The sequence below is a fragment of the Ruegeria sp. E5 genome (assembly GCF_056534105.1).
In genome coordinates this window covers 1,402,119-1,427,375 of the sequence record NZ_JBQFPA010000001.1, presented here as the reverse complement: position 1 = coordinate 1,427,375, position 25,257 = coordinate 1,402,119, and the positions used below count along the sequence as shown (strand labels likewise).

Annotated in this window: 29 protein-coding genes; 21 read left to right on the top strand and 8 right to left on the bottom strand. The window is 58.2% G+C overall.

Translation table 11 applies throughout. The features are described from left to right. Positions 1–28 precede the first annotated feature (28 nt). The 10 genes from cyoE (at position 29) to ACR0BI_RS07185 (ending at position 8,989) form a co-directional block, all read left to right on the top strand. Complete coding sequence (gene cyoE, locus ACR0BI_RS07230; protein WP_170397322.1) at positions 29–985, top strand: heme o synthase; 957 nt, start codon at positions 29–31, stop codon at positions 983–985. Further along, entirely contained in the window at positions 982–1,143 is a 162-nt protein-coding gene (locus ACR0BI_RS07225; protein ID WP_170397320.1) for a hypothetical protein, read from the top strand. The genes cyoE and ACR0BI_RS07225 overlap by 4 nt, the downstream gene beginning before the upstream one ends. After that, positions 1,143–1,718, top strand: coding sequence for a cytochrome c oxidase assembly protein (locus ACR0BI_RS07220; RefSeq protein WP_170397318.1), 576 nt, complete (start codon positions 1,143–1,145; stop codon positions 1,716–1,718). Before ACR0BI_RS07225 ends, ACR0BI_RS07220 begins: the two co-directional genes overlap by 1 nt. Before the next feature lie 22 nt (positions 1,719–1,740). Then, a complete protein-coding gene (locus ACR0BI_RS07215) occupies positions 1,741–2,556 on the top strand; it encodes a cytochrome c oxidase subunit 3 (protein ID WP_170397316.1) in 816 nt (271 codons plus the stop codon). A gap of 156 nt (positions 2,557–2,712) precedes the next feature. Then, on the top strand, positions 2,713–3,390 hold the full coding sequence (locus ACR0BI_RS07210; RefSeq protein WP_480561161.1) for an SURF1 family protein: 678 nt from the start codon (positions 2,713–2,715) through the stop codon (positions 3,388–3,390). Continuing rightward, positions 3,387–4,775 (top strand): threonine synthase, encoded by a 1,389-nt coding sequence (gene thrC / locus ACR0BI_RS07205; protein WP_480561162.1) that lies wholly within the window; start codon positions 3,387–3,389, stop codon positions 4,773–4,775. The genes ACR0BI_RS07210 and thrC overlap by 4 nt, the downstream gene beginning before the upstream one ends. Beyond that, positions 4,772–6,034, top strand: coding sequence for a M16 family metallopeptidase (locus ACR0BI_RS07200; protein WP_480561163.1), 1,263 nt, complete (start codon positions 4,772–4,774; stop codon positions 6,032–6,034). The genes thrC and ACR0BI_RS07200 overlap by 4 nt, the downstream gene beginning before the upstream one ends. After that, positions 6,034–6,618, top strand: coding sequence for a GNAT family N-acetyltransferase (locus ACR0BI_RS07195; protein ID WP_480561164.1), 585 nt, complete (start codon positions 6,034–6,036; stop codon positions 6,616–6,618). The genes ACR0BI_RS07200 and ACR0BI_RS07195 overlap by 1 nt, the downstream gene beginning before the upstream one ends. Before the next feature lie 101 nt (positions 6,619–6,719). Next, positions 6,720–7,538, top strand: coding sequence for an MBL fold metallo-hydrolase (locus ACR0BI_RS07190; protein ID WP_170424278.1), 819 nt, complete (start codon positions 6,720–6,722; stop codon positions 7,536–7,538). Between the two features lie 38 nt (positions 7,539–7,576). After that, on the top strand, positions 7,577–8,989 hold the full coding sequence (locus ACR0BI_RS07185) for an FAD-binding oxidoreductase (protein ID WP_480561165.1): 1,413 nt from the start codon (positions 7,577–7,579) through the stop codon (positions 8,987–8,989). A gap of 39 nt (positions 8,990–9,028) precedes the next feature. Here ACR0BI_RS07185 and ACR0BI_RS07180 read toward each other — a convergent pair whose 3' ends face one another. From ACR0BI_RS07180 to ACR0BI_RS07170, 3 genes are all read right to left on the bottom strand, one after another. Then, complete coding sequence (locus ACR0BI_RS07180; RefSeq protein WP_170397302.1) at positions 9,029–9,511, bottom strand: fasciclin domain-containing protein; 483 nt, start codon at positions 9,509–9,511, stop codon at positions 9,029–9,031. Positions 9,512–9,682: 171 nt separating this feature from the next. Continuing rightward, a complete protein-coding gene (locus tag ACR0BI_RS07175; protein ID WP_010441681.1) occupies positions 9,683–10,222 on the bottom strand; it encodes an adenine phosphoribosyltransferase in 540 nt (179 codons plus the stop codon). An 82-nt stretch (positions 10,223–10,304) separates the two neighbouring features. Further along, positions 10,305–10,439, bottom strand: coding sequence for a hypothetical protein (locus ACR0BI_RS07170; RefSeq protein ID WP_255612018.1), 135 nt, complete (start codon positions 10,437–10,439; stop codon positions 10,305–10,307). A gap of 107 nt (positions 10,440–10,546) precedes the next feature. On the opposite strand from ACR0BI_RS07170, the gene ACR0BI_RS07165 reads away from it, so the two are divergent. Beyond that, positions 10,547–10,720: a hypothetical protein gene (locus ACR0BI_RS07165; protein ID WP_170397300.1), complete on the top strand. Its 174-nt coding sequence runs from the start codon at positions 10,547–10,549 to the stop codon at positions 10,718–10,720. A 2-nt stretch (positions 10,721–10,722) separates the two neighbouring features. Here the strand turns inward: ACR0BI_RS07165 and ACR0BI_RS07160 are convergent, their stop codons facing one another. Continuing rightward, a complete protein-coding gene (locus ACR0BI_RS07160) occupies positions 10,723–11,352 on the bottom strand; it encodes a LysE family translocator (RefSeq protein ID WP_480561166.1) in 630 nt (209 codons plus the stop codon). A gap of 284 nt (positions 11,353–11,636) precedes the next feature. On the opposite strand from ACR0BI_RS07160, the gene ACR0BI_RS07155 reads away from it, so the two are divergent. Then, the gene (locus ACR0BI_RS07155) at positions 11,637–12,494 is read left to right on the top strand and encodes an alpha/beta hydrolase (RefSeq protein ID WP_480561167.1); all 858 of its coding nucleotides are present in this window, start codon (positions 11,637–11,639) and stop codon (positions 12,492–12,494) included. A gap of 2 nt (positions 12,495–12,496) precedes the next feature. Here ACR0BI_RS07155 and ACR0BI_RS07150 read toward each other — a convergent pair whose 3' ends face one another. Further along, positions 12,497–13,369 carry an S-methyl-5'-thioadenosine phosphorylase gene (locus ACR0BI_RS07150; RefSeq protein ID WP_480561168.1) on the bottom strand — a complete coding sequence of 291 codons (873 nt, stop codon included), beginning with the start codon at positions 13,367–13,369 and terminating at the stop codon, positions 12,497–12,499. Between the two features lie 205 nt (positions 13,370–13,574). Here ACR0BI_RS07150 and ACR0BI_RS07145 point away from each other — a divergent pair, with 205 nt between their 5' ends. Beyond that, on the top strand, positions 13,575–15,209 hold the full coding sequence (locus tag ACR0BI_RS07145; RefSeq protein WP_170404268.1) for a SulP family inorganic anion transporter: 1,635 nt from the start codon (positions 13,575–13,577) through the stop codon (positions 15,207–15,209). A gap of 30 nt (positions 15,210–15,239) precedes the next feature. Here ACR0BI_RS07145 and ACR0BI_RS07140 read toward each other — a convergent pair whose 3' ends face one another. Further along, positions 15,240–15,884, bottom strand: a complete 645-nt coding sequence (locus ACR0BI_RS07140) for a CatB-related O-acetyltransferase (RefSeq protein ID WP_170397291.1) — start codon at positions 15,882–15,884, stop codon at positions 15,240–15,242. Beyond that, on the bottom strand, positions 15,884–16,489 hold the full coding sequence (locus tag ACR0BI_RS07135) for a flavin reductase family protein (protein ID WP_480561169.1): 606 nt from the start codon (positions 16,487–16,489) through the stop codon (positions 15,884–15,886). Before ACR0BI_RS07135 ends, ACR0BI_RS07140 begins: the two co-directional genes overlap by 1 nt. Before the next feature lie 72 nt (positions 16,490–16,561). On the opposite strand from ACR0BI_RS07135, the gene ACR0BI_RS07130 reads away from it, so the two are divergent. From ACR0BI_RS07130 to ACR0BI_RS07110, 5 genes are all read left to right on the top strand, one after another. Further along, the gene (locus ACR0BI_RS07130) at positions 16,562–17,056 is read left to right on the top strand and encodes a GNAT family N-acetyltransferase (protein WP_170404788.1); all 495 of its coding nucleotides are present in this window, start codon (positions 16,562–16,564) and stop codon (positions 17,054–17,056) included. 53 nt (positions 17,057–17,109) lie between these two features. Continuing rightward, positions 17,110–17,877 (top strand): EcsC family protein, encoded by a 768-nt coding sequence (locus tag ACR0BI_RS07125; RefSeq protein WP_170404266.1) that lies wholly within the window; start codon positions 17,110–17,112, stop codon positions 17,875–17,877. Positions 17,878–17,957: 80 nt separating this feature from the next. Further along, a complete protein-coding gene (locus tag ACR0BI_RS07120) occupies positions 17,958–18,443 on the top strand; it encodes an NUDIX hydrolase (protein ID WP_170404261.1) in 486 nt (161 codons plus the stop codon). A gap of 71 nt (positions 18,444–18,514) precedes the next feature. Beyond that, positions 18,515–18,970 (top strand): DUF1178 family protein, encoded by a 456-nt coding sequence (locus ACR0BI_RS07115; RefSeq protein WP_170397281.1) that lies wholly within the window; start codon positions 18,515–18,517, stop codon positions 18,968–18,970. Positions 18,971–18,973: 3 nt separating this feature from the next. After that, entirely contained in the window at positions 18,974–19,612 is a 639-nt protein-coding gene (locus ACR0BI_RS07110; protein WP_480561170.1) for an SDR family NAD(P)-dependent oxidoreductase, read from the top strand. Here ACR0BI_RS07110 and ACR0BI_RS07105 read toward each other — a convergent pair. Next, a complete protein-coding gene (locus ACR0BI_RS07105; RefSeq protein WP_170397277.1) occupies positions 19,606–19,962 on the bottom strand; it encodes a hypothetical protein in 357 nt (118 codons plus the stop codon). The two genes, ACR0BI_RS07110 and ACR0BI_RS07105, sit on opposite strands and share 7 nt — an antisense overlap. Before the next feature lie 155 nt (positions 19,963–20,117). Here ACR0BI_RS07105 and ACR0BI_RS07100 point away from each other — a divergent pair, with 155 nt between their 5' ends. The 3 genes from ACR0BI_RS07100 to zwf all read left to right on the top strand — a co-directional run bounded on the left by ACR0BI_RS07100 (position 20,118) and on the right by zwf (position 25,256). Then, complete coding sequence (locus tag ACR0BI_RS07100; RefSeq protein ID WP_170397275.1) at positions 20,118–21,356, top strand: aspartate kinase; 1,239 nt, start codon at positions 20,118–20,120, stop codon at positions 21,354–21,356. 45 nt (positions 21,357–21,401) lie between these two features. Then, positions 21,402–23,645 carry a phosphoenolpyruvate--protein phosphotransferase gene (ptsP, locus tag ACR0BI_RS07095; protein ID WP_170511353.1) on the top strand — a complete coding sequence of 748 codons (2,244 nt, stop codon included), beginning with the start codon at positions 21,402–21,404 and terminating at the stop codon, positions 23,643–23,645. A gap of 165 nt (positions 23,646–23,810) precedes the next feature. Then, positions 23,811–25,256 carry a glucose-6-phosphate dehydrogenase gene (gene zwf, locus ACR0BI_RS07090; RefSeq protein WP_170663861.1) on the top strand — a complete coding sequence of 482 codons (1,446 nt, stop codon included), beginning with the start codon at positions 23,811–23,813 and terminating at the stop codon, positions 25,254–25,256. The last annotated feature ends 1 nt before the right edge of the window (position 25,257 follow it).

Here is a 25,257-nt window from a genome sequence, read left to right as displayed (position 1 = left end):
GCAGCTTTTGCCCCGAAAAGGACCGGATATGAGCGACGCAAGCTTCAATGCCAGCACCGTCTCTGCGCAGACCCGCGCGGACGAGGCCAGCTTTGGCGATTATTTCGCCCTGCTGAAGCCGCGCGTGATGTCGCTGGTCGTATTCACGGCTTTGGTCGGACTGCTTGCGGCTCCGGTTCCGATACATCCATTTGTTGGCTTCTGCGCCATCCTGTTCATCGCTATTGGTGGCGGTGCATCCGGCGCGCTGAACATGTGGTGGGACGCGGATATCGACCGCGTGATGAAGCGCACCAAAGGCCGTCCAATCCCCTCTGGCAAAGTTGAAGAAGGCGAGGCATTGGCGCTGGGTCTGGCTCTGTCTGGCCTGTCCGTGATTATGCTGGGTTTGGCAACCAACTGGTTTGCAGGGGCGTTTCTGGCCTTCACTATTTTCTTCTATGTTGTCGTCTACACGATGTGGCTGAAACGCTCGACGCCTCAGAACATCGTCATTGGTGGTGCCGCGGGAGCGTTCCCGCCGGTCATCGGATGGGTCGCGGCCACTGGCTCGATGACGCTCGAACCGTGGTTGATGTTTGCCCTGACATTCATGTGGACACCTCCGCATTTCTGGGCGTTGGCCTTGTTCATGCGCTCGGACTATGACGATGCCGGGGTGCCGATGTTGACCGTCACCCATGGTCGACGCGCGACGCGCTGGCATATTCTGGTTTATACCGCGTTGCTGGCGTTGCTGGCGGTGGGGACTGCGTTCTCGGATATCGGAGGCCCGATTTATCTAGTTGTTGCGCTGGTTCTGAATGGCTTGTTTCTGCGGGGGGCCTGGCAGATTTCTCGTCGAAACGAAGACGATTCGGAGGCCGACAACTTCAAGGTCGAACGCAGTTTCTTCAAACTGTCGCTGCTGTACCTGTTTCTGCATTTCGGCGCGATTCTCGTCGAGGCCCTGTTGAAACCTTACGGATTAGGAGGCTGGTCATGAGCCTGCGCAAAACTCACGAACTTCACCAAAGACGGTTCAGCCGCAATCTGGGCGTCGGCCTGACACTGGCCGCGTTTATCGTGATCATCTTCGGCCTGACAGTCGTCAAGGTCTCGAACACAGATTTTAGTCTGGCGACGCAGCAGGTGCAGAACTGATGAAGTTGACGGGGCCACAGAAAACGGTCGCGCAACTGGTCGGCGTCGTCGTCCTTATGGGCGGTTTGGCATGGGCAGCGGTGCCGTTTTATAATTGGTTCTGCCGGGTCACGGGGTATGGAGGGACCACGGGGGTTGCCGAGAAAGCCCCTGATGACATACTCGACCAAGTGGTGACGGTCCGATTTGATGCCTCCAAGGCCAAGGGTATGCCGTGGGAATTCAAGCCCGTCGAACGCGAGATGAAAATACGTATCGGTGAGACAGGTCTGGCGTTCTACGAAGCGTACAACCCAACCGACAAGCCCGTCGCAGGGCAGGCGTCCTACAACGTGGCGCCCTATTCCGCCGGGGGGTATTTTCAGAAAATCGCCTGTTTCTGCTTCGATGAACAGGTGTTGGAGCCGGGTGAGCGAGTCGAGATGCCCGTTACGTTCTTCGTCGATCCCGAACTGATCGAAGATCCCGAAGCAAAATATGTGCATACGATCACGCTGTCGTATACATTCTATGAGATTGATCTGCCCGAGGGCTATGCCGCCCTTGATGTGCAGGCTGAAACAAACAAGAACTAACGCCTGTAGGTGAGGGACGCTGATGGCACACGCAAAAGACCATGATTACCACATTCTGAACCCGTCAATCTGGCCACTGATCGGCGCGGTAAGCGGATTTGTGATGCTGTTCGGGGCCGTTCTTTGGATGCACGGGATTACCCCGTGGATCTTCTGGATGGGGCTGGTCGGGGTTCTTTATACCATGTTTGCATGGTGGTCCGAAGTCGTGGTTGAAAGCCGTCAGGGCGATCATACGCCGGTCGTGCGTATCGGCCTGCGCTATGGCTTTATCCTGTTCGTGATGTCCGAGGTGATGTTCTTCTTCGCCTGGTTCTGGTCGTTCTTCAAACATCGCATGTATCCGATGTACGACTATGCCGGTACTGAATACATCCAGCCGGATATCCACGCCGTTGATCCGTTCCACCTGCCACTGATCAACACTTTGGTCCTGTTGCTGTCAGGTTGTGCGATTACTTGGGCCCACCACGCGCTTGTTCATGACAATGACCGCAAGGCGCTGATCAATGGTCTGGCCATTGGTATCGTTCTGGGCATCGCCTTTACTGCGCTTCAGGCGTTTGAATACTATGAGTTACTGGCCCATGAGGGTTGGGAGTTCGGTGGCGATCAGTTCTATTCGAACTTCTTCATGGCAACCGGTTTCCACGGCGCGCATGTGATTATCGGCACCATCTTCCTGTCGGTCTGTCTGATCCGCGCCCTGAAGGGGGACTTTACGCCCGAGAAACACGTCGGTTTCGAGGCTGCCGCTTGGTACTGGCACTTCGTTGACGTCGTCTGGCTGTTCCTGTTTTTCGCCGTCTACATTTGGGGTCAGGCCCCGCTGATGTAACGCCACGCAGATGATCCAATTGCAAAAGCCGCCCCACGGGGCGGCTTTTTCTCAATCAGGGGCGCAAGATTGCGCCCCATACAATTACATGGTTGCACTTCGGTTCACGTGCCCCTTAACAAGGCGCCGGTTCCCGCAACAAGGTCTGATCCCAATATGCGTCGCATTCTGTTTCTGCTGATCTTCGGCCTTGCCGGTCTGGGCCTGCTGCTGTCGCTGGGCATTTGGCAACTGCAGCGGCTGACCTGGAAACAGGAGGTGCTGGCCGAGATCGAAAGCCGCATCGCTGCCGATCCTGTCGCCTTGCCATTGCAGGTGTCCGAAGATGCGGACAAATACCGGCCGGTGACGGTCACAGGCGAGATCGAACCGGGCGAGATCCACGTTTTGGTTTCGGTCAAGCAGGTGGGGCCGGGGTATCGGATCATCCAGTCCTTTACCACCGACGACCGGACTATTCTGGTGGATCGCGGTTTTGTGCCGACCACAGCCAAGCAGGCTGTTCGCCTGACTGGCCCGATGGAAATCACCGGCAACCTGCACTGGCCCGATGAAGTCGATGGCTACACGCCTGACGCAGATATTGACGGCAACATCTGGTTCGCCCGCGATGTGCCCAATCTGGCCGCCGCGCTGGGGGCTGAGCCGGTGTTGCTGATTGCCCGCTCGGAAACCGATCCGAATGTAACGCCAATGCCGGTGGATACGGCGGGCATCCCCAACGATCATTTGCAATATGCAATCATCTGGTTTGGTCTTGCTCTGGTCTGGGCCGCAATGACCGGATACTTCCTGTGGCGCAGCCGTGCCAATTCCGAAAGTGACGCGACATGAAATACATCTCAACCCGCGGGCAGGCGCCCGAACTGACCTTTGAAGAGGCGATGCTGACCGGACTGGCCCGTGATGGTGGTCTGTACTTGCCCGCTGAAATTCCGGTGATGTCGCAGGACGAAATTGCTGCGTTGGCTGGCTTGTCCTACGAAGAAATCGCATTCCGCGTGATGTGGCCCTATGTGAGTGGCTCGTTCTCTGATGATGAGTTCAAAGATATCATAGCGCGCGCTTATGAGGGCTTCGGCCATGACGCCCGCGCGCCCTTGAAGCAGCTGAACGAGAACCATTTTCTGCTGGAGCTGTTTCACGGACCCACACTGGCCTTCAAAGATTTCGCCATGCAGCTAATCGGCCAGCTGTTCCAGGTCGCGCTCAAACGGCGCGAAGATCGCGTGACCATTGTCGGCGCGACGAGCGGGGACACCGGTTCTGCCGCCATCGAGGCGTTCCGTGGGCTGGACGCGGTGGATGTGTTCATCCTGTTCCCACATGGCCGTGTTTCAGAAGTGCAGCGCCGTCAGATGACTACGCCTGCAGACAGTAATGTGCACGCTTTGGCGGTAGACGGCGATTTCGATGACTGTCAGGCCGCGCTCAAAGACATGTTCAACGACTTTGATTTCCGCGACGGTGTGAAACTTGCAGGCGTCAATTCGATCAACTTCGCCCGCGTGTTGGCACAGATCGTTTACTATTTCTCCGCCGCCGTCAGCCTCGGCGCGCCACATCGCAAGGTCAGCTATACCGTGCCGACAGGGAATTTCGGCGATATCTTCGCAGGCTATCTGGCCAAACGCATGGGGCTGCCCATCGATCGTCTGGTGGTGGCGACCAACCAGAACGACATCCTGCACCGTTGCCTCTCAGGCGAGGGATATTTCAAGGGCGATACGATCCCCTCAATCAGCCCGTCGATGGATATTCAGGTCAGCTCGAACTTTGAACGTGCACTGTACTACGCCTATGGCGAAGATGGCGGCGCAGTCGCTCAGTTGATGAATGAACTCAAGAGCGGAGGCTTCAATGTCAGCCAAGGCGCAATGGAGGCTCTGCGAGAAAGCTTTGACTCGGGCCGCGTTTCTGAGGACGAGACGCTTGAGACGATCAGGCGCACCATGGTCCACAGCGCCGAGTTGGTTTGTCCGCACACCGCCGTTGGGATCAAAGTGGCTGAAGACCACCGCGCTGCCGATGTGCCCATGATCACGCTCGCAACCGCGCATCCCGCGAAGTTCCCGGCGGCGGTCGAGAAGGCAAGCGGCGAACATCCGCCTCTTCCATCCCGCATGTCTGATCTGTATGAACGACCAGAACGGGTGACCCGAGTTGCAAACGATCTGGGTGCCCTTGAGGATCATATCAGAAGGCATATTGCTGAGTGACAGTCAGACAGGACCAACTGAAGAACGGATTTCGTGTCGTCAGTGAACATATGCCGGGGCTGCAATCTGCGGCCATCGGCATCTGGGTAACCGCCGGTGGGCGGCACGAGCGGATCGAGCAGAACGGTATCGCGCATTTCCTTGAGCATATGGCGTTCAAGGGAACCCAGCGGCGTTCTGCGCTGCAAATCGCCGAAGCGATCGAGGATGTGGGCGGGTACATCAACGCCTATACCTCGCGCGAAGTTACGGCCTATTATGCACGCGTACTGAAGGACGATGTGGCGCTGGCCATGGATGTCATCGGCGACATCGTCATGAACCCGGTATTCGACCCGCGCGAGATCGAGGTCGAGCGCGGAGTGATCCTGCAAGAGATTGGTCAGGCCTATGATACGCCGGACGATGTAATCTTTGACTGGCTGCAAGAGCAGAGCTATCACGACCAACCCCTTGGCCGCACCATTCTGGGCCCGACCGAGCGCGTCAGTGCGTTTTCCCGCGAGGACTTGTCTGGTTTCGTGGCCGAACACTACGGGCCGGAACAGATGATCCTGTCTGCAGCTGGAGCTGTGGACCACGATGCGCTGATGAAACTGGCCGAAGAGATGTTCGGCCACCTGCAGCCGCGCAAGGGTCTGATCCCCGACGCTGCGCGGTTCACTGGTGGCGAGGCGCGGCAGGAGAAAGAACTGGAGCAGGCGCATTTCGCGCTGGCGCTGGAAAGTCCGGGCTATCGCGATGATGCGATCTATACGGCCCAGATTTACTCGACCGCTCTGGGTGGAGGCATGTCCTCGCGCCTGTTTCAGGAAGTGCGCGAAACTCGCGGGCTTTGTTATACGATCTTTGCTCAGACCGGTGCTTATGCGGATACCGGTACGACAACGATTTACGCAGGCACCTCGGCCGATCAGGTGGGCGAATTGGCGACGATTACCATCGACGAGATGAAGCGCGCTGCCGAAGACATGAGCGCAGAAGAGGTTGCCCGCGCGCGGGCCCAGATGAAGGCCGGGATGCTGATGGGGCTGGAAAGCCCGTCGAACCGGGCCGAACGTCTGGCGCGGCTGGTGCAGATCTGGGGACGTGTGCCCTCGCTTGAGGACACCGTGGCCAAGATCGATGCGGTCAGCACTGAGGACGTGCGTGCCTTTGCCGAAGACATGGCAGTCAAAGCCCCTGCAGCGCTGGCGCTGTATGGGCCGGTCTCGGGCGCACCGACGCTGGTGGATCTGCAGGAGAGGCGTGCGGCGTGATGCTGTTAGGCAGACGCAAGCTGAAACTCGAAACCGAGCGCTTGACGCTGCGCCCGCCCATGCATTCCGACTTCAACGACTGGACCGCCTTGCGGCGTGCTTCAAAGGACTATCTGGTGCCGTGGGAGCCGGTTTGGGCCAAGGACCATCTGAGCCGAAAGTCGTTTACCAACCGGGTCTATTGGGCCCAGCGCTCAGTCGCGGGTGGTACGGCGATACCTCTGTTCCTGTTTCGTCGCACAGACAATATTCTGCTGGGGGCGATCACGTTGGACAATGTTCGCCGTGGTCCGGCGCAGGCTGGCACCTTAGGCTATTGGACCGGGCAGGCCTTTGCGCGTCAGGGGTTCATGCGCGAAGCAATTGGCGCCGTTGTTCATCACGCCTTCACCCGTCTGGATTTAAGCCGGATCGAGGCCGCGTGTTTGCCTGAGAACAAGGCCTCTCGCGGTCTGCTGGAAAGCTCAGGCTTCAAATACGAAGGCGTGGCGCAGTCTTATCTGCAGATCAATGGGCGCTGGCGAACACATGTTCTGTATGCCAGCTTAAGGTCCGATCGTCGGGGCAAGACTGAGGCAGGCTAGAGGGCTCTGCCGCCAGGCATGGCAAGCCTCCTGTCCTGGAGATATCCGTGGCCAGATCAACAAGGGCATGACTTGTTGGCCCATTGCGCTACACTTGCCCTATGTGGCGGTTTGTTGCGGGACTGATGATGATTGCAGGCGGGGCTGTGGCGCAGGAGCGGCGGCCTAGTCACTGCATCGCCATCGCAGATGCGGCACCGGGGATTGAATATCTTCACAAAGCGGCGTGGCAGGATCCCGTGCCCGAGTTTTCGGTTCGTATCAGCTATGTCGCGCATGCATCGTTTCTGATCCAGACACAGGGCGGGCTGAACGCGGTGACCGATTTCACCGGTTTTATCGGCGGCGCTGCGCTAATTCCTGACGTGGTCACAATGAACCATGCGCACAGCACCCACTGGACTGCCCATCCCGATCCGGCCATCCCGTATGTCTTGCCGGGCTGGGGAGAGTTCGGCGAAGGCATCGAGCACCATCTTGATCTGGGTGAGATGCTGATTCGCAATGTGTCGACCGATATCCGTTCGGCCTATGGCGGTATTGAAGATCGCGGAAACTCGATCTTTGTGTTCGAGGTCGAAGGGTTGTGCATCGGCCATCTGGGGCATCTGCATCACATTCCGTCGGATGAACAATTCGCTGCACTGGGTCGGCTGGATGTGGTCATGGCGGCGGTGGACGGAGGCACCACGATGCCCTTGCCCGAGATGGTTCAGGTTCTGAAACGCCTCAAAAGCTCGGTCATTATCCCGATGCATTGGTTCTCGGACTTTTCGCTCCAGCGGTTTTTGGTGGATATTCGGGATGAATTCCCGGTTGAACGGGATGGGGTGTCCGAGATTGTCGTCTCGTTGCGCACGCTGCCCGACAGGCCGACGGTTGTGGTGCTGGAGCCTCAGTACCTGATAGAGCTGGAATAGGGCTTGTCGCGGCCCGTGGCCTTTGGCAGGGAAGAGCCATGAAACTGAACCCTGCAGACAGCCGCCTTGCCGAAGCAATCAGAGCCCGATTGGGTGCTGACGTTTTGCGCCCGATTGCAGATCGTTACCTTGAAGAGCCGCGTCAGCGGTTTGTCGGGCAGCCCGGTTTGCTTGCCTTGCCGCGCACCGTGGAAGATGTGTCGGCTTTGGTGCAATTGGCCGCAGACGCTCGGGTGCCTGTTGTCCCTTATGGCGGCGGCACCGGTCTGGTAGGAGGGCAGGTTGTTCCGGATGGTCCCGCCCCTTTGATCGTTTCCCTGGAACGGATGACGGCGATACGGGCGACTTACCCCACCGAGAACATACTTGTGGCCGAGGCCGGTGCCATTCTGGCCGATGTCCAGACTGCCGCTGAAGACGCGGACCGTCTATTTCCCCTGTCGCTGGCTGCGCAGGGTTCTTGCCGGATTGGCGGCAATCTGGCCACCAATGCGGGTGGCGTGAATGTGCTGCGCTATGGCAACGCACGCGATCTGTGCCTGGGGCTTGAAGTGGTATTGCCCAGTGGTGAGATCTGGCACGGGCTTAGCCGGTTGCGTAAGGACAACACCGGTTATGATTTGCGCAACCTGATGATCGGGTCCGAAGGGACACTTGGCATCATCACCGCGGCGGCGTTGAAGCTGTTCCCGCGACCCAGGGGCGTTGGAACCGCAATGTTTCAGGTCTCCGCACCCGAGGCTGCCATTGATCTGTTGTCAGTGGCGCGGGATCAAGTGGGGGAAGCGGTCAGTACGTTTGAGTTGATCCATGGGCAGGGCCTCGAATTCCTGACCGAGGTTTTGCCCGACGTGCGGCAACCCTTTGCGGCAACACCGGAATGGAGTGTGTTGATCGAGCTGGGCTTGTCGGTCGGCCAAGACCCTTCGGAAATGCTTGAGGCGATTTATGTCGCCGCTGATGAGCGCGATCTGGTCCGCGATGCGGTTATCGCGCAGAGCGAAGCACAGCGGTCCGAACTCTGGGCCGTGCGCGAGCGCATCCCCGAGGCCAACCGGCTGATCGGATCAGTTTCCAGCCATGATATCTCGGTCCCGATTTCCCGCATTCCAGAGTTCATTAGGCGCGGCGCGGATGTGGTGGCCGGGCAGGGGCCGTTTCGCGTGAACTGCTTTGGACATCTGGGCGACGGTAATCTGCATTATAACGTGTTTCCACCCGCCGGGCAGGACAAGTCAGAGTTTGTTGCGCAGCGGGGCGCGGTCAAACGCGCGGTACATGATCTGGTTCATGAATTTGGTGGATCGGTCAGTGCCGAACACGGTGTCGGTCGGCTCAAGACAGATGATCTGGAACGCTATGGCGATCCAGTCAAGATGCAGGCCATGAGGGCGATCAAAGCAGCGCTTGATCCTCAAGGGATTATGAACCCCGGGGCGGTTCTGGCCTAATAGACGCGCCCCGGACGTATACCGGGGCGCTGCGGTTCTTTACGAAGCGGGCAGAATGACCTTGTCGATCACATGGATCACGCCGTTCTCGGCTTCGATATCGGCTTGCACAACGTTGGCATCATTCACCATGACGCCATTGTCGAGATCGATGGTGATATCTCCGCCCTGCACGGTGGCGGCGGTCATGTCATCGGACAGATCACCCGACATCACTTTGCCCGGGACAACGTGATAGGTCAGCACTGCGACCAACTGGTCCTTGTTTTCGGGCTTCAGAAGATTTTCGACCGTGCCCTCGGGCAGCGCTGCAAAAGCCTCATCCGTTGGGGCGAAAACGGTGAACGGCCCTTCGCCTTTCAGCGTTTCAACCAGTTCGGCGGCCTGAACGGCAGCGACGAGCGTTTCAAAACTGCCCGCGCCCACCGCAGTATCGACGATATCCTTGGCGTGCCCATCTGCCAAAGCAGAGGTGGTCAACAGAAAACTGGCAACTCCAGCAACAGCGAATTTGCGCAACATGACATGATTTCCCTTGTTGAGAATGCCTTAGGTGGCATCATTCGGGGTACGCAGTCAGGTCGCGACAAGATCACAGAATCCAGAGGCAACTGCTTCTTGAATGTGACCCCAATCGCGCTAAGCCTGCGGCGCACGCGATTTCCAGTCACGAGTTTGTGAAGTTTGTGGAGTTCAGAGCCCTTCGAACTCGCACAGAACGTGCACGTCCATGCCCAAATCTTCCAGCGCTTTGCGACCACCCAATTCGGGCAGATCGATGATGAACGCGCATGAGATGATCTCGCCGCCCAGCCGTTCGATCAGCTTGATCCCCGCGGCGGCGGTGCCTCCGGTAGCCAGAAGATCATCAACGACCAGGATCTTCTCACCCGGCTGGATGGCGTCATCGTGAATTTCGACGATCGCCTCGCCATATTCCAGCTTGTAGTCCTGGCTGATCGTGGTGCCGGGCAGTTTGCCCTTTTTGCGGATCGGCACGAATCCAACGCTCAGCTGGTGGGCAATCGCACCGCCCAGAATAAAGCCGCGCGCCTCAAGGCCCACAACCTTGTCGATTCGCTCACCGGCGTAAGGGTGCAACATCTGGTCGATTGCCATGCGGAACCCGCGCGGGTCGGCAAACAGGGTGGTGACATCGCGGAACATGATCCCTTCATGCGGGAAATCGACGATGGTCCGAATGTAATCCTTGACCGTTTTGTTTCTGGACATGGGCCACCCCTTTGGCATCAAACACGCGCGGGGTATTTCGCCCATAAGGTGCGGTCATGCAAGAGAACTCTGGCCCCTGCGGCTACTTGCTGCGGCCGCGCATGGCGTTAGGCAGGCCGTAGTAGCGATACAGCGCGTTCGGAAGCCAGGACAAGTGCGGCTTGCGCCAGTTGCGTTGATCCCGAAGAAGAATGGCTTGCGCGACATGAAGGTTCATTGCTTTAATCTCACTTTTGCTGTTATGTGCGCGATATCTACATTTTATATTCTATGTATATACAATGCATCGCTCTTAGAATCAAGGGCAGGACGGGGACTGGACGTGTGACCAAGAAAGATGGAAAGAAATCTACCAAGAAAAACAGTCAGTTGGTTTTGCGTCTCGACAAGGATGAGCGCGATGCATTCGTCGAGTTGTGCAGGGATCTGGACACCTCCGCCGCCCGCGAAATTCGCCGGTTTATCCGGGGGTTCATGAAGGAAAACGCTGAAAACTGAAATCACGCCGGGCGGCGCAGAACCGCTGTGGCGATGCCCATTCCTATCAGGGTCAACCCTCCGAACCGGGTCATGGTCGTGATGACATTCGCGCGTCCGATCATCCGGCGCAGCTTGTCCGCCAGCAGCGCGTAGGCCAGCGCGTTCAACCACGCGAGACCCACAAATGTTGCGATCAGGATCGCGAATTGCGGACCCAAAGGCTCGGCTGGACGCAAGAATTGCGGTACGAAAGCGATGAAGAAGGCAATGGACTTCGGGTTCAGCGCGGTGACTGCAGCGGCATGGCCAAAAACACTGCGGGCGGTCACGTCACGTTCGGTTTCAATTGCTTGCAGCCCGCCCGACGGCGCGCTGCGCAGGAGTTTGACACCAAGCCAGACAAGATAGGCTGCCCCAACCCATTTCAGCACGGTAAACAGTGTGGCAGAGGCCAGCACCAGCGCCCCCAGCCCCAGCAGCGACGCGGTCATCGCCACCAAATCCCCCAATGCGACCCCAGTGGCCGAGGCAACCGCCACACTGCGTCCTTTCGACAGCGCATAGCTAAGCACCAGCAACACGGTCGGGCCTGGGATCAGCAGCAGCGCGGTCGAAGCGGCCACAAAGGCAAGCCAGATTTCAATGGACATGGAGTATCCTATTAGAGTGTTTCCCACAGCAAGCCTTGGCACGACGTATTGGTCAAGGCTTTGCGGGCACATTCTCGTGGTGAAACACCGACTCCAACGGGTTGGCGTTCGGATTTGTGAAGCCGGGGTCGCCTAAATACCGAGGACATGGGGCAGGGAATTCAGGCGTGCAATGCGGTCTGGGATTGCCGCAACAGGTTTAAGATTGGATGAAGCTTGGCTTATGTATCTTGAAACGCCTCCAATGTACCCCACTCTCGCAATGCGACCCAAAGGAGGGAGCCATGGTTCAAACCCAACACGCTGAGGCCGATACCGGCCGCGCCAGATCCAGTGTCGAGCGCCTCAAAAGCATCTTGGTAGGACTGCTGTTGGCCGGGGCGATCTTGTATGCGGGCGTCCTCGGATACATGTTTTTCAACCAGCAATCTCTGCTGTACAAACCCGAAGATACGTTACCGGATCCGGCTTCGGTGGGGTTGGCGGATGTTGATGCGCTATCGCTGACAATGGCTGATGGTACTGCCCTGACGGTCTGGGCAGCACCCGCTGCAATCCCGGATGCACCGACCGTCCTATTCTTCCACGGCCAAAGCGGCAATCTGGGGGACCGTGCTGAACGGCTGCGCGAAATCCTGAACTCGGGCTACGGGCTGCTTGCCCCCAGCTATCGCGGCTTTCCGGGCAGCGAAGGCGAGCCCTCGGAACTGGCGCTGATCTCTGATGGAGTTCAGCTCTATGACAGGCTGGCGGGTCAGGGCAAAGCTGTGGTGCTGCACGGTCAGAGCCTCGGCACCGGCATTGCCGCCGCTGTGGCTGCCGAGCGTCCCGATGCAGAACTTCTGGTGCTCGAGGCCCCGTTCACTGCAACCGTTGATGTCGCGGCGGAACGCTATCCTTTCCTGCCGGTCTCAGCCTTGATGAGGGATCAGTTCGCCACACGTGATCTTATCGAACAGATCTCGGTGCCGACGTTGATTTTTCACGGCACCGAGGATGAAACTATTCCACTGCATCACGGAAAAGCTCTGGCCGAGATGTCTGATACCGCGCAGATTTACGTGATCCCCGACGGCACCCACAACGATTTGTGGTCGCGTGGCCTATGGGACGAGGTGCAAAAGAAACTGTCGCAGTACTGAGTTTATAACACCCGCCCAGCCACAGCATCCAGCTTGGCCAACAATTCCGGATCGCGCTTTTCAGGCACGGTCAGGATGGCATACTCCAGCGCCCGGTCGCAGCCATGCGGGCAGGGCGCACGGTCGGTCCCCAGCATAGCGGGCAGACCTTTGACCAATGCCCGGCCTTTTTCCGCATTGCCGGTCAGCGTGGCGATGATGGCGGCCACGTCGACTTCACCGTGATCAGGGTGCCAGCTGTCATAGTCGGTGACCATGGCAATTGAGGCATAACAAAGCTCGGCCTCGCGTGCGAGTTTCGCTTCGGGCATGTTGGTCATGCCGATCACGTCGCACCCCCATTGTTCGCGATATAATTTGGATTCCGCCAATGACGAGAATTGCGGTCCTTCCATCGCCAGATAGGTTCCACCTCGGTGGATGGTGATGCCAGCCGTCTTGCCTGCAGTCTCACAAGCGTCCGACAGGCGCGGGCAGGTCGGATGCGCGACACTGACATGGGCGACGCAGCCAGTCCCGAAAAAGCTCTTTTCACGGGCAAATGTTCGATCGATGAACTGATCCACGATCACGAAATCACCCGGCGCCAAATGTTCGCGGAACGACCCGCAGGCCGAGACCGAGATCACATCCGTTACGCCAAGCCGTTTCAACGCGTCGATATTGGCGCGATAGGGCACCTCGGTCGGCGAGTGCACATGTCCGCGACCGTGACGCGGCAAGAAGGCCATTTCGACCCCATCCAGCGACCCGGTCAGGATCTGATCCGACGGATCGCCCCATGGCGTTTCTACTGTGACCCACTCGGCATTCTCCAGACCATCGATGTCATAAATGCCCGATCCTCCAATGACGGCGATTTTTGTTTGGGTCACGAGTGCTCTCCATTGAAAATTCCTGCTGTGTGAGTTCTGCGGGCCACAGCACCTTTTGACAAGTGGGTTCAACGGTTTGTGTGCGCTTGGGTCAAGCTATGCGCACGGCGCATATCAGGGTCCCGCCTGGCGCGGTATCTCAAGACCGGTTTGACCGCTAGAAGGCCCCTTTCGCGCGAACAATACCGACCAACAGGACCGATCCATGCCCCGAGCCATGCTGGCAAGCTTTGCCAATCGTATAGCCAAACCCGATTTGCGCTGGGTACCGGATGAGGGATTGACCTTTTCCCGCCTGCGGATCGAACTGCTGTCCGGTCTCACCGTCGCCTTGGCGCTGGTCCCCGAAGCCGTGGCCTTTGCCTTTGTCGCCGGGGTGCACCCTCTGGTCGGGCTTTACGCAGCGTTTCTGGTCGGTCTGATCACTGCTTTGATCGGCGGTCGCCCCGGCATGATCTCGGGCGCGACCGGGGCGCTTGCGGTTGTCATGGTCGCACTGGTCGCACAACACGGGGTCGAATACCTGTTCGCAACGGTGGTGCTGATGGGGATTATGCAGATCATCGCAGGTGCGATGCATTGGGGCCGGTTCATCCGACTTGTGCCGCATCCGGTGATGCTGGGCTTTGTGAACGGCCTGGCGATTGTGATCTTTCTGGCGCAGCTGGGGCAATTCAAAGTGCCCGGAACCATGGAAAATACCGGCCACGGCATGGGCGGTGGCGAGTGGCTTTCGGGCCTACAGCTCTACACAATGCTGGGTCTGGTCGCTCTGACCATGGCTGTGATCTGGATCATGCCCCGCATCACCCGCGTCATCCCAGCGCCTCTGGCCGGGATTTTTGTTGTCGCTGCTTTGGTCATTGGCATTGGGCTGGACGTCCCGCGTGTCGGTGATCTGGCTTCGATCGAAGGCGGCCTGCCCAGCTTCCATATACCTATGGTGCCGCTGAACTGGGAGACCTTTGAAATCATCCTGCCCTATGCCCTGATCCTTGCCGCAATCGGTCTGATTGAATCCCTGCTGACGCTAAACCTTGTGGGTGAGATCACCGGCAAGCGCGGTGGTGCTTCGCAGGAATGTATCGCGCAGGGCACAGCGAACGTAGTCACCGGTTTCTTTGGTGGTATGGGCGGTTGTGCGATGATCGGTCAGTCGATGATCAACGTGAAGTCAGGCGGGCGCACGCGTATCGCAGGTATCGCTGCAGCGCTATTTCTGTTGCTCTTCATCCTGGTGGGTTCGCCTCTGATCGAGCAGATTCCACTGGCCGCACTTGTCGGTGTGATGTTCATGGTGGTGATCGGAACCTTCGCCTGGAATTCGCTGAAGATCATGCGCAAGGTGCCTTTGATGGATGCGTTCGTGATCGTACTGGTGACAGTCGTCACCGTGATGGAAGACCTTGCGGTGGCTGTTGTGGTAGGTGTGATTGTCTCTGCCCTGGCTTATGCGTGGAATAACGCCAAACGCATCCACGCGGTTACGCGCGACTCGGAAACGGAAGAAGGGGCGAAGGTCTATGAAATTCAGGGCCCGCTGTTCTTTGGCTCGTCCGAGGGCTTCGTGGAGCTGTTCGACGTAAGAAACGACCCCGAGACCGTCATCATCGACTTTGCAGCCAGCCGTGTGGTGGACCAATCCGCGCTGCAGGCTATCGAAAACATCGCCGCCAAATACGAAGCGGCTGGCAAACGCGTCATGCTGCGGCACCTGAGCCGTGACTGTCATACACTGCTGAACAAGGCCGGCCATCTGATGGTCGACAGCGATGATGACCCGGATTACGAACTGGCTGTGGATTATTCGGTCCGCACCGGTATTCTGGGCGGGCACTGAATACGCGAAAGGGCGGCCGGATTGGCCGCCTTATATCTCAGAAGCAATGCGCTCCAACGCATCGATATTGCCTGAAAGCAAGGCATCTTCGGCCCGAGTGATGGTTTCTGCGGGCCAATCCCACCATCGCAAGTCTTGCAGCCTTTCAATCACATCGCGATCAAAACGATAGCGCCGGACTTTTGCCGGATTTCCGGTAACGACTGCATAGGGTGGAACCTGACCCCGCACGACCGAGCCTGCGCCAACAATCGCGCCATTTCCGATCTGCGCTCCGGGTAAAATCAAAGCTCCGTAACCGATCCAGACATCGTGCCCGATAACGGTATCACGTGTATCAGGCTGGTAGCCTGACATGCGATCCGGATCGAAGATTGGAAATGGAAAGCAGGTCAAGCCATCGGTCGCGTGATTTGCGGAGGCAGTGATAAACCTTACTCCATGAGCGATTTGGCAGAACTTGCCCAGCATCAGCTTTTCTTCTGAAAAGGGAAACAGATACGGTGCAAGCCGCTGCGCCCAGTCCTTCGGTGCATCGAAATCCGACGCATAAGTGTAAGCTCCTGCCTCAAAGCGGGGATGATCGATGGCCTGAGACAGAAACACTGTTCCGTTGTGGCTAGAGCCGTCGGGCAGAACAATCGGATATCTGCGTGTAGGATCAGGCAGTGGCATTAGTCATCCGGGCGTGAAAGGCTGAACAATTCTGTCACCACAGAATAGTCCCGATAACCCAACCGCGCGAGCGGGTTGAATGAGGTCACGTCAAATTTGCCGTCACGGATGTGGTCATCGTGCAGGTGCACACCAGTGACCTCTCCGAACACCACCCGATTGGACTCACCCGGCAGAGTTACGATCTGGGTAAGTTTGCATTCCAGCGCTGCGGGCGCTCCCTCGACCCGAGAGCAATTTATGGTTTCGCATTCAATGGGTGTCAGCCCAGCATGAGTGAACTCGTCGACGTGCTTTCCCAAACCCTCTGAGCTGGCATTCATTGCGTCGCGATGCGCATGGGCCACCACGTTGACGCAGAATACCTTCGTGGCCTCGATATTGGCGATGCTGTCCTTGCCGCCATCCTGATCGTGTTTGGAGCCGGTTGAGGCGAACATCACCTGGGGCGGTGTATAAGCGACACCATTGAAGAAGGAATACGGGGCCAGGTTGTTGATCCCGTCAGCATCGCGCGTCGAAATCCAGCCGATAGGGCGTGGGGTTATGATGGCGTTGAAGGGGTTGTGTGGCAGGCCGTGGCCGTCTTCGGGGCGATAGAACATATGGACTCCAAGCGTTTGCCCAAGGCCTATCGAAGTGCTAGGGCGATTTCCAGCAAGGATAAGAGGGCGCGCGTGCAGCAATTCAAGATCAGGCCGGAAGAGCCGGAAGACTGGTGGGAGGTCGAAGCGCTCTATGACCTGTGCTTTGCTCCGGGGCGCGAGGCGTTGTCGTCTTATCGTCTGCGCGATGACGTGCCGCCTGTCGCTGGCCTGTCGCAGGTCGCGCGCGATGGGCAGGGCATTCTGGCTGGTGCAATCCGGTTTTGGCCCGTGCATGTGGGTGAACATGACGCGCTGCTGCTAGGTCCAGTGGCGGTCCACCCGACCCATCAAGGCGAAGGGTTGGGCGGATATCTGATCCATCAGGGGGTAGAGGCCGGACGCGCCAAAGGGTGGGATCGCGTCATGCTTGTGGGCGATGCGCCCTATTATGCCCGGTTCGGGTTCACCCCGCTGACGGGTGTCGAAATGCCCCCGCCCACCAACCCTGATCGCATACTGGGTTTGGAACTGATCCCCGGAGTTTGGTCCGAAATTCAGGGGCTTGTTAGTCGCTGGACCCGTTGACCCATTGAAAACCCGCTGCAAAGTCCCGATGTTTTCAGGACAGGAGGGCACAGATGCAGGACGTGGTTCTTGTCGAAAAACTCGATCCTGAGGCCGAGCTTGATCGGCTTGCGCAGCTGTACGGTGCGGCAGGTGGCGCAGGAGTGAATCTGCTGAACAAGCTTGGTGGTTCGGCGGAATCCTTATTGGATCAGTTACCTAAGCCGGTGCGAGAAGGTCTGACCGAAGCAACCGAACAGGCGCTTTGGCTTGCCATGCATGCGGCCGAAGGCTCTCGGCGTGCCGTGCCGGACCAGAAACCATGGGTCAACACAGCCTTGACTACTGCCATGGGCGCAGCCGGAGGTCTGGGTGGAGTGTCCACAGCACTTGTCGAGCTGCCCGCGACAACCGCCATGATGCTGCGCGCGATCCAAGGCGCAGCGATGCGGGAAGGATTTGATCCGACCGCCGAGAACGTGAAATTCGACTCGATCCGAGTGTTGTCAGCCGCAGGTCCTTTGGCCGAGGATGACGGGGCTGATCTGGGCTTTTTCTCAATGCGCATGACCCTGACCGGACCGACCATGCAACGCCTCATTGCGATGGTGGCGCCGCGCCTGTCCGTAGTGCTGGGCCAGAAGCTGGCGGCGCAGTCTGTACCGTTGCTTGGGGCGCTTGCCGGGGGCGGTACAAATTTTGTCTATACCCGCTACTACCAGCAGATCGCGCATGTGCATTTTGGGCTGCGTCGATTGGCGATTGATGCCGACATCCCTCATGACGAGCTGGTGCGGCGTTTGTCGGGGCGGATGGCTCTGAACAAGGGGGCTTTCCCGTAAAGCTTGGCAGACTCTGCCGGATATGATAAATATCACTTTATAAACCGCAACATAAGCGGAGTGAGCAGTGGATATGAACCGTGTTTGACGGGCGCAGTAGTGGTGCGATTGCCGGGCTTTCGGCAGAAAACCTCTCCCTTTCCGGGGCGCTGCCTGTTTATGCTCAATCCGCTGCGCTTTGCTATCGTACCAATGATGACCTGCCAGAGATTTTGTTGATCACAACGCGCAGGGCGCGGCGCTGGATCATTCCCAAGGGTTGGTTGATCAACGGGCTGACCCCTTCTGAAACAGCCGCCCGCGAGGCCTGGGAAGAGGCTGGTGTTTTGGGGCAGTGCGGAAGCGAAAGTCTTGGTCGGTTTGCCTATATCAAGAACCGGCCTGGCAAGCCATCGGCGCTGTGTCTGGTTGATGTGTTTCCGCTGCATGTGCAGCGATTGGAGGCGCAGTTTCCCGAAGCGGGTGAGCGCAGGCGCAAATGGGTTTCGCCCAAAAAGGCATCGTTGAAGGTGTCGTCGCCCGATCTTGCTGCGCTTTTGGGTGGATTCGGGTTGCATCGGCAATAGCGGGCCAAGATCAAGACTTGATATTGCCATGTTGGTCGGTATCTATTCGCCAACCGGATTTTGGATGTGATATGATTCAATACGCATTGAAATGCAGCAATGACCACAGCTTTGACAGTTGGTTTCAATCCGCAGCCGCCTTTGACAAACTGTCAGCGGCCGGGTTGGTAACCTGCGCGGTATGCGGCTGCGACAAGGTGGAAAAGGCGGTGATGACACCGCGTGTCCGGCCTGCGCGCAAGGCGGTGACCGAGGTTGCACCAGCGCAGCCTTCTGCGGATGAGATCAGCATGGCAACACCTTCGCCCGAGATCGCTGAGGTCCTCAGCGAACTGCGTCGAAAGGTCGAGGAAAACTCGGACTATGTGGGCAAGGATTTCGCCAAAGAAGCCCGCAAAATCCATCTGGGGGATGCGCCCGAGCGCGCAATCTATGGTGAGGCCAAGCCCGAAGAGGCGCAATCGCTGATTGAAGACGGCGTGCCGGTCGCACCGCTGCCGTTTGTTCCTAGCCGCAAAACCAACTGACCCATGCACATCGTTGTTACGGGCGCGAACCGAGGGATCGGGAAATCCATTGCGGATCAGTATCGTGCAGAAGGTCATGAAGTGACCGGAACTGCCCGGGACGGTAGCGCAGATATCGTGCTGGATGTCACGGACCCAGAACAGCACGCTGCGATGGCCGAGCAACTGCGAGGCCGCCAGATTGACCTGCTGATCTGCAATGCGGGCGTTTATCTGGACAAAGGACACGACATTAGTGGCTATCCCGCCGAGATGTGGGCGCAAAGCTTCGCCGCCAACGTGACAGGCGTGTTTCTTACCATCCAGTCCTTGTTGCCGAACCTGTGTACCGCGCGGGGCCGGATCGCCATCGTTTCGTCTCAGATGGCGTCACATACGCGCGCGCCGGGTGGCAGCTATATCTACCGTGCGTCAAAGGCGGCGGCGCTGAATTTGGGCCGCAACCTAGCGACTGACCTACAGGCGGATGGCATTGCGGTGGGAATCTACCATCCGGGCTGGGTGCAGACGGACATGGGCGGATCTGCAGCAGAGATCACGGTCGATCAGGCGGCAAACGGCTTGATCGAGCGATTTGCGGCTCTCTCGCTCGATACTACCGGTTGTTTTGAAACCTGGGATGGTCGGGCGCACCCTTACTGAGAGTTCAGGGCCGCCTTGGGGATTTCGTAGACTTCACCGGGATCAATGAAGATCACCATGATATCACCGCGTGTCTCATAGGTCAGTTTCGATGTCGAACTGCTGGAATCCGGCACACCTTTGGTGAAGTAAATCCGCCGAACCTCGCCAGTGTTCAACTGAACCGCCAACGTCGCCGTTCCATCTTCGCGCTTCCGCAATTCGGCCGGACAACTGGCCAGTGTATCACCTGCCAATGCAGCGCATGGAACGGTGCCTAATGAGTTCTCGCCATCCGTTCCCGATAGGGTGGCCACTTGGGCATTTGCGGCAGTCGAAACCAGGCTTAGGGCAAGGGCAAAGCGGAACATTGAAATCCTCGTGGAATAAGACTTTGACCGAACGCTTACACCACGCACGACCAAAGTAAAGCACTGCGGTGCAGACTTTGCCCACTTGCCCTTGCGCCCCCCCTCGCATAAGAGGCACGGGATCAGAAATTCAAGGCGCGGAGACACTAGCCCCCATGCCCGTACTCGTGATGAAATTCGGCGGCACATCGGTCGCCAATCTAGACCGGATCCGCCGTGCTGCCAAACGGGTTGGTGTCGAGGTAGCCAAAGGCTATGACGTCATCGTCATCGTTTCGGCGATGTCCGGCAAGACCAACGAGCTGGTGGGCTGGGTCGATGAAATCTCTCCGCTCTATGACGCGCGCGAATATGATGCCGTTGTCTCCTCTGGTGAAAACGTTACAGCTGGCCTGATGGCGCTGACCCTGCAGGAAATGGACATCCCGGCGCGCAGCTGGCAGGGTTGGCAGGTGCCGCTGATCACCAACGGTGCCCATTCAGCGGCCCGGATCGAAGAAATCCCGCCCGAGAATATCAACCAGAAATTCGGCGAAGGGATGCGCGTTGCGGTGGTCGCGGGCTTCCAGGGCATCAGCCCCGAAGGTCGCATCACCACGCTGGGTCGGGGCGGTTCGGACACCACCGCCGTGGCTTTTGCTGCCGCTTTCGAAGCCGAGCGCTGCGACATCTATACGGATGTGGACGGTGTCTATACGACCGACCCGCGCATCTGTGAAAAGGCGCGCAAGCTGGACAAAATCTCGTTCGAGGAAATGCTCGAACTGGCCTCGCTGGGGGCCAAAGTGCTTCAAACCCGCTCGGTCGAGCTGGCGATGCGCTACAAGGTGAAACTGCGCGTTCTTTCAAGCTTTGAGGAACAATCCGACGAGGCCGGTACACTGGTCTGCGACGAGGAGGATATCATGGAATCCAATGTTGTGGCCGGTGTGGCCTATTCCCGCGACGAAGCCAAGATGACCGTCGTTTCCGTGGCGGACCGCCCCGGCATCGCCTCGATCATCTTTACTGCGCTCAGCGACGAGGGCGTGAACGTGGACATGATCGTCCAGAATATCTCGGACGAAGGGCGCACCGACATGACGTTCTCCTGTCCGACCAATCAGGTCTCCCGCGCCGAAAAGGCATTGCTGGCGATCAAGGATCAGGGTGAGCTGAACTACGCCGAACTGGTTGCGGATGAGGACGTTTGCAAGGTCTCAGTTGTCGGGATCGGTATGCGCTCGCAATCCGGTGTTGCGGCCAAGATGTTCAAGATTCTCTCGGATGAGGGGATTAACATCAAGGTCATTACAACCTCCGAGATTAAAATTTCCGTCCTGATCGACAGGAAATACATGGAACTTGCGGTTCAGGCACTGCATGATGCCTTTGAACTGGACAAGGCGGCCTGAGCTTTCAGCCAAGTGTCCTGTCTGAAACCGTAACGTGGGTGGGCCATGGCGGAAGGCACGGAAACAGAATCTCGCAAGCTGCTGGGACGGCTGCGCGAAGAAATGGCGAGCGAAGCCGCCGGTCAGGAACGTCTTGACCGGATCACGCACCTGATCGCCGACAGTACCGGTCGCGAAGTTTGCTCGATCTACCTTTTTCGGGATGAGGATACGCTTGAACTGTGCGCCACCGAAGGTCTGTCCCCAGAAGCGGTGCACAAGACGCGGATGCGTATGGGCGAAGGGCTGGTCGGTCGCGTCGCCAAATCTGGCAAGGTGGTGAATACGGCGGACGCGCCCTCGGCCAAGGGCTTTCGGTACATGCCGGAAACTGGCGAGGAACGGTATTCGTCCTTTCTTGGTGTGCCGGTACAGCGTCTGGGTCAGAAACTGGGCGTGCTGGTGGTTCAGTCCCGGGACGCGCGCGAGTTTTCAGCGGATGAGGTTTATGCGCTGGAAGTTGTCGCGATGGTTCTGGCCGAAATGGCCGAACTGGGCGCGTTCGTCGGCGAAGGCGCGGCCTTGTCACCGCTGCACCAGCAATCGGTGCAACTTACCGGTGGCCCGGCGCAGGAGGGATCTGCTGAAGGCCATGTCTGGCTGCATGAACCTCGTGTTGTTGTCACCAATCCCATTGCCGAAGACCCGCATCGTGAGCGTGAGCGGCTGACCGAGGCAGTTGAAGAGCTACGCGTCGGCGTCGACAAGATGCTTGAGATTTCTCAGGGCGGCGACAAAGAGCAGTTGCAGGTTCTGGAAGCCTACCGGATGTTCGCCAACTCCAAGGGTTGGATGCGCCGGATGGAGGAGGACATCGCTCTTGGTCTCAGCGCAGAGGCGGCGGTCGAGAAAGAACAATCTCAGGCGCGGGCTCGCATGGGGCAGGTCACCGATCCGTATTTACGTGAACGGTTGGCCGATCTGGACGACCTCAGCAATCGGTTGCTGCGAATTTTGACTGGACAGGGTAACGGAAATGGGGCTGACCTGCCGCCCGATCCGATCCTAATTGCGCGAAATATCGGCCCCGGTGATCTGCTGGAATATGGCCGTTCTCTCAAAGGGATCGTATTGGAAGAAGGCTCGGTCGGAAGCCATGCCACTATCGTGGCGCGCGCGTTGGCGATCCCACTGGTGGTGCATGTAGGCCGCATCACCACCGAAGCGCTGAATGGCGATCACATATTGGTGGATGGGGATAGCGGTGTCGTACATCTGCGCCCCGAGGACACCGTCGTTAGTGCTTTCCGTGATAAAATCGCGATGGAAGCCAAGGCGCAGGAACGCTACGCCTCGATCCGTGAAACGCCCACCGTCACGCAGGATGGTGCGCGAATCAACATGGTGATGAACGCGGGCCTGATGGCCGATTTGCCCTCGCTTAGTACCTCTGGCGCCGAAGGAGTGGGCCTGTTCCGCACCGAGTTGCAGTTTCTGATCCGCAATCAGATGCCCAAGCGATCCGAGCTGGTGACGCAATACAAACGTGTCCTGGATGCTGCGGGAGAAAAGCGCGTGGTGTTCCGCACGCTCGATATCGGGTCAGATAAGGTTCTGCCTTATATGAAACATGTGGAAGAGCCGAACCCGGCGCTGGGCTGGCGGGCGATCCGGGTGGGTCTGGACAAGCGCGGCGTGATGCGGATGCAGTTGCAGGCGCTGATCCGGGCCGCCGATGGCCGCCCCCTGACGATCATGTTCCCGTTTGTCGCGCAGGCTGACGAATTCCGTGAGGCGCGCTGGGAGGTCAAGAAAACGATCGAGCGTGAACGGCGTCTGGGCCATGTTCTGCCTGAATCGCTCGAAGTGGGGGCGATGCTGGAAACGCCTTCACTTGCCTTTGCGCCGCAGAAGTTCTTTGACGAAGTCGGCTTTATCTCGATCGGTGGGAACGACCTGAAACAGTTTTTCTTCGCCGCCGACCGCGAAAATGAACTGGTTCGCCGTCGCTACGATACGCTGAATGTCAGCTTTCTGAGTTTCATTGAACGTATCGTTGAGAGATGCTCGATCTCGGACACACCGCTCAGCTTCTGTGGCGAAGATGCCGGTCGCCCGGTCGAGGCGCTGTGTCTCGCGGCCATGGGCATCCGTACCCTTTCGATGCGCCCGGCCTCAATCGGGCCGGTCAAAAGCCTGTTGTTGCGGTCGAACCTTCAGGATGTGCGTAAAATTATCGCCGATGCCCGCCATCGTGGGGAACAATCCGTGCGTCCGGCGGTGATGGACTGGCTGCGGACGCAGTCCTGACTGATCTTCCGCGATGCCAGCTGCAAATCCGCGCTTGATTTTTGCGCTCAGGTTTTCTATTCAGCCGGTGAATGTTAGCGATAACATAGCTAATGACGCACATGCGTTTTAATCCCGGGCTGAAACCTCGCTTATGCTGGCGGGGAATTCGAAAGGAGCCTTGCAATGGTCTCACGCGTAATTCCGGTAGATCCGTTCGACCTTGTGTTGTTCGGCGCGACGGGCGATTTGGCGCAGCGTAAAATCCTGCCGGGCCTCTATCATCGCTTCGAAGTCGGCCAGATGCCTGAGAATGCGCGCATCATTGGAACCGCCCGATCCGACATGGACAGCGACGGGTTCCGTGAACAGTTGCGTGCGTCGATGCAAGAGTTTGCGCCGGGTTTTAAAAAGGATACGCTTGATCGCTTTCTGTCCCGCGTCGAGTATGTTCCGGTAGATGCGCTTGGCGATGCGGGTTGGTCTGACCTTGCGGGAACGCTGCGACCGGATGTGGTACGCGCCTTCTATCTGTCAGTAGGCCCAAGCCTTTTCTCGGGCATCGCCCAACGTCTGAACGAGCACGGCCTGTCCACACCTGACAGTCGTATCGTGGTCGAGAAACCCTTTGGTCACGATCTGGCATCAGCCAAAGCGTTGAACGAAGGGCTGCGGGCCTGTTTTGAAGAACATCAGATTTACCGGATCGATCATTATCTGGGCAAGGAAACCGTGCAGAACCTGATGGCGCTGCGCTTTGCCAATTCGCTTTTCGAACCGCTCTGGAACGCCACTCATGTTGATAACGTCCAGATCACCGTGGCCGAAACCGTGGGCGTCGAAGGGCGCGGTGCTTATTATGATCAGTCCGGCGCGATGCGCGACATGATCCAGAACCATCTGGTTCAATTGCTGTGCCTGACGGCGATGGAACCGCCTTCGAAATTCTCACCCAACGCGGTGCGCGATGAGAAGGTCAAAGTGATCGAAGCGCTGGAGCCGGTGGAACCCAAGGATATCGCTCGTGGTCAGTACCGCACCGAAAAAGGGGGCGATGGCTATCTGGATCACGTCGGCAACCCCGCCAGCCGTACCGAAAGCTTCATTGCGCTGAAGGCGCATATCGGCAACTGGCGCTGGGCCGGTGTCCCGTTTTATCTGCGGACCGGCAAGCGCCTGCGCGCACGTGAATCCGAGATTGCAGTGTTCTTCCGCGACCCGCCGCATACGATTTTTCCGAATGTCGGCCCATTGCATGGCAACGTGCTGGTGATCCGCCTGCAACCGGACGAAGGGATCACGCTCCGCACCACCATCAAGGAACCGGGGCAGGGCGGGTTCCGCCTGTCCGACGTTGCACTCGATATGAGTTTCGCTGATGCGCTGGGCGACGACGGCCAATCCCCGGATGCCTATGAACGCCTGATCATGGATGTCATCCGCGGCGACCAGACTTTGTTCATGCGCGGGGATGAGGCCGAGGCCGCATGGGCCTGGGTCGATCCCATCATTCACGGCTGGGAAGAGCGTGGCGATAAGCCCGCGAAATACGATCAGGGCAGTTCGGGGCCTGAAGAAGCATTGATGCTGATGCATCGCGATGGGCGCCGCTGGCGTCAGATCGGAGGGTAAT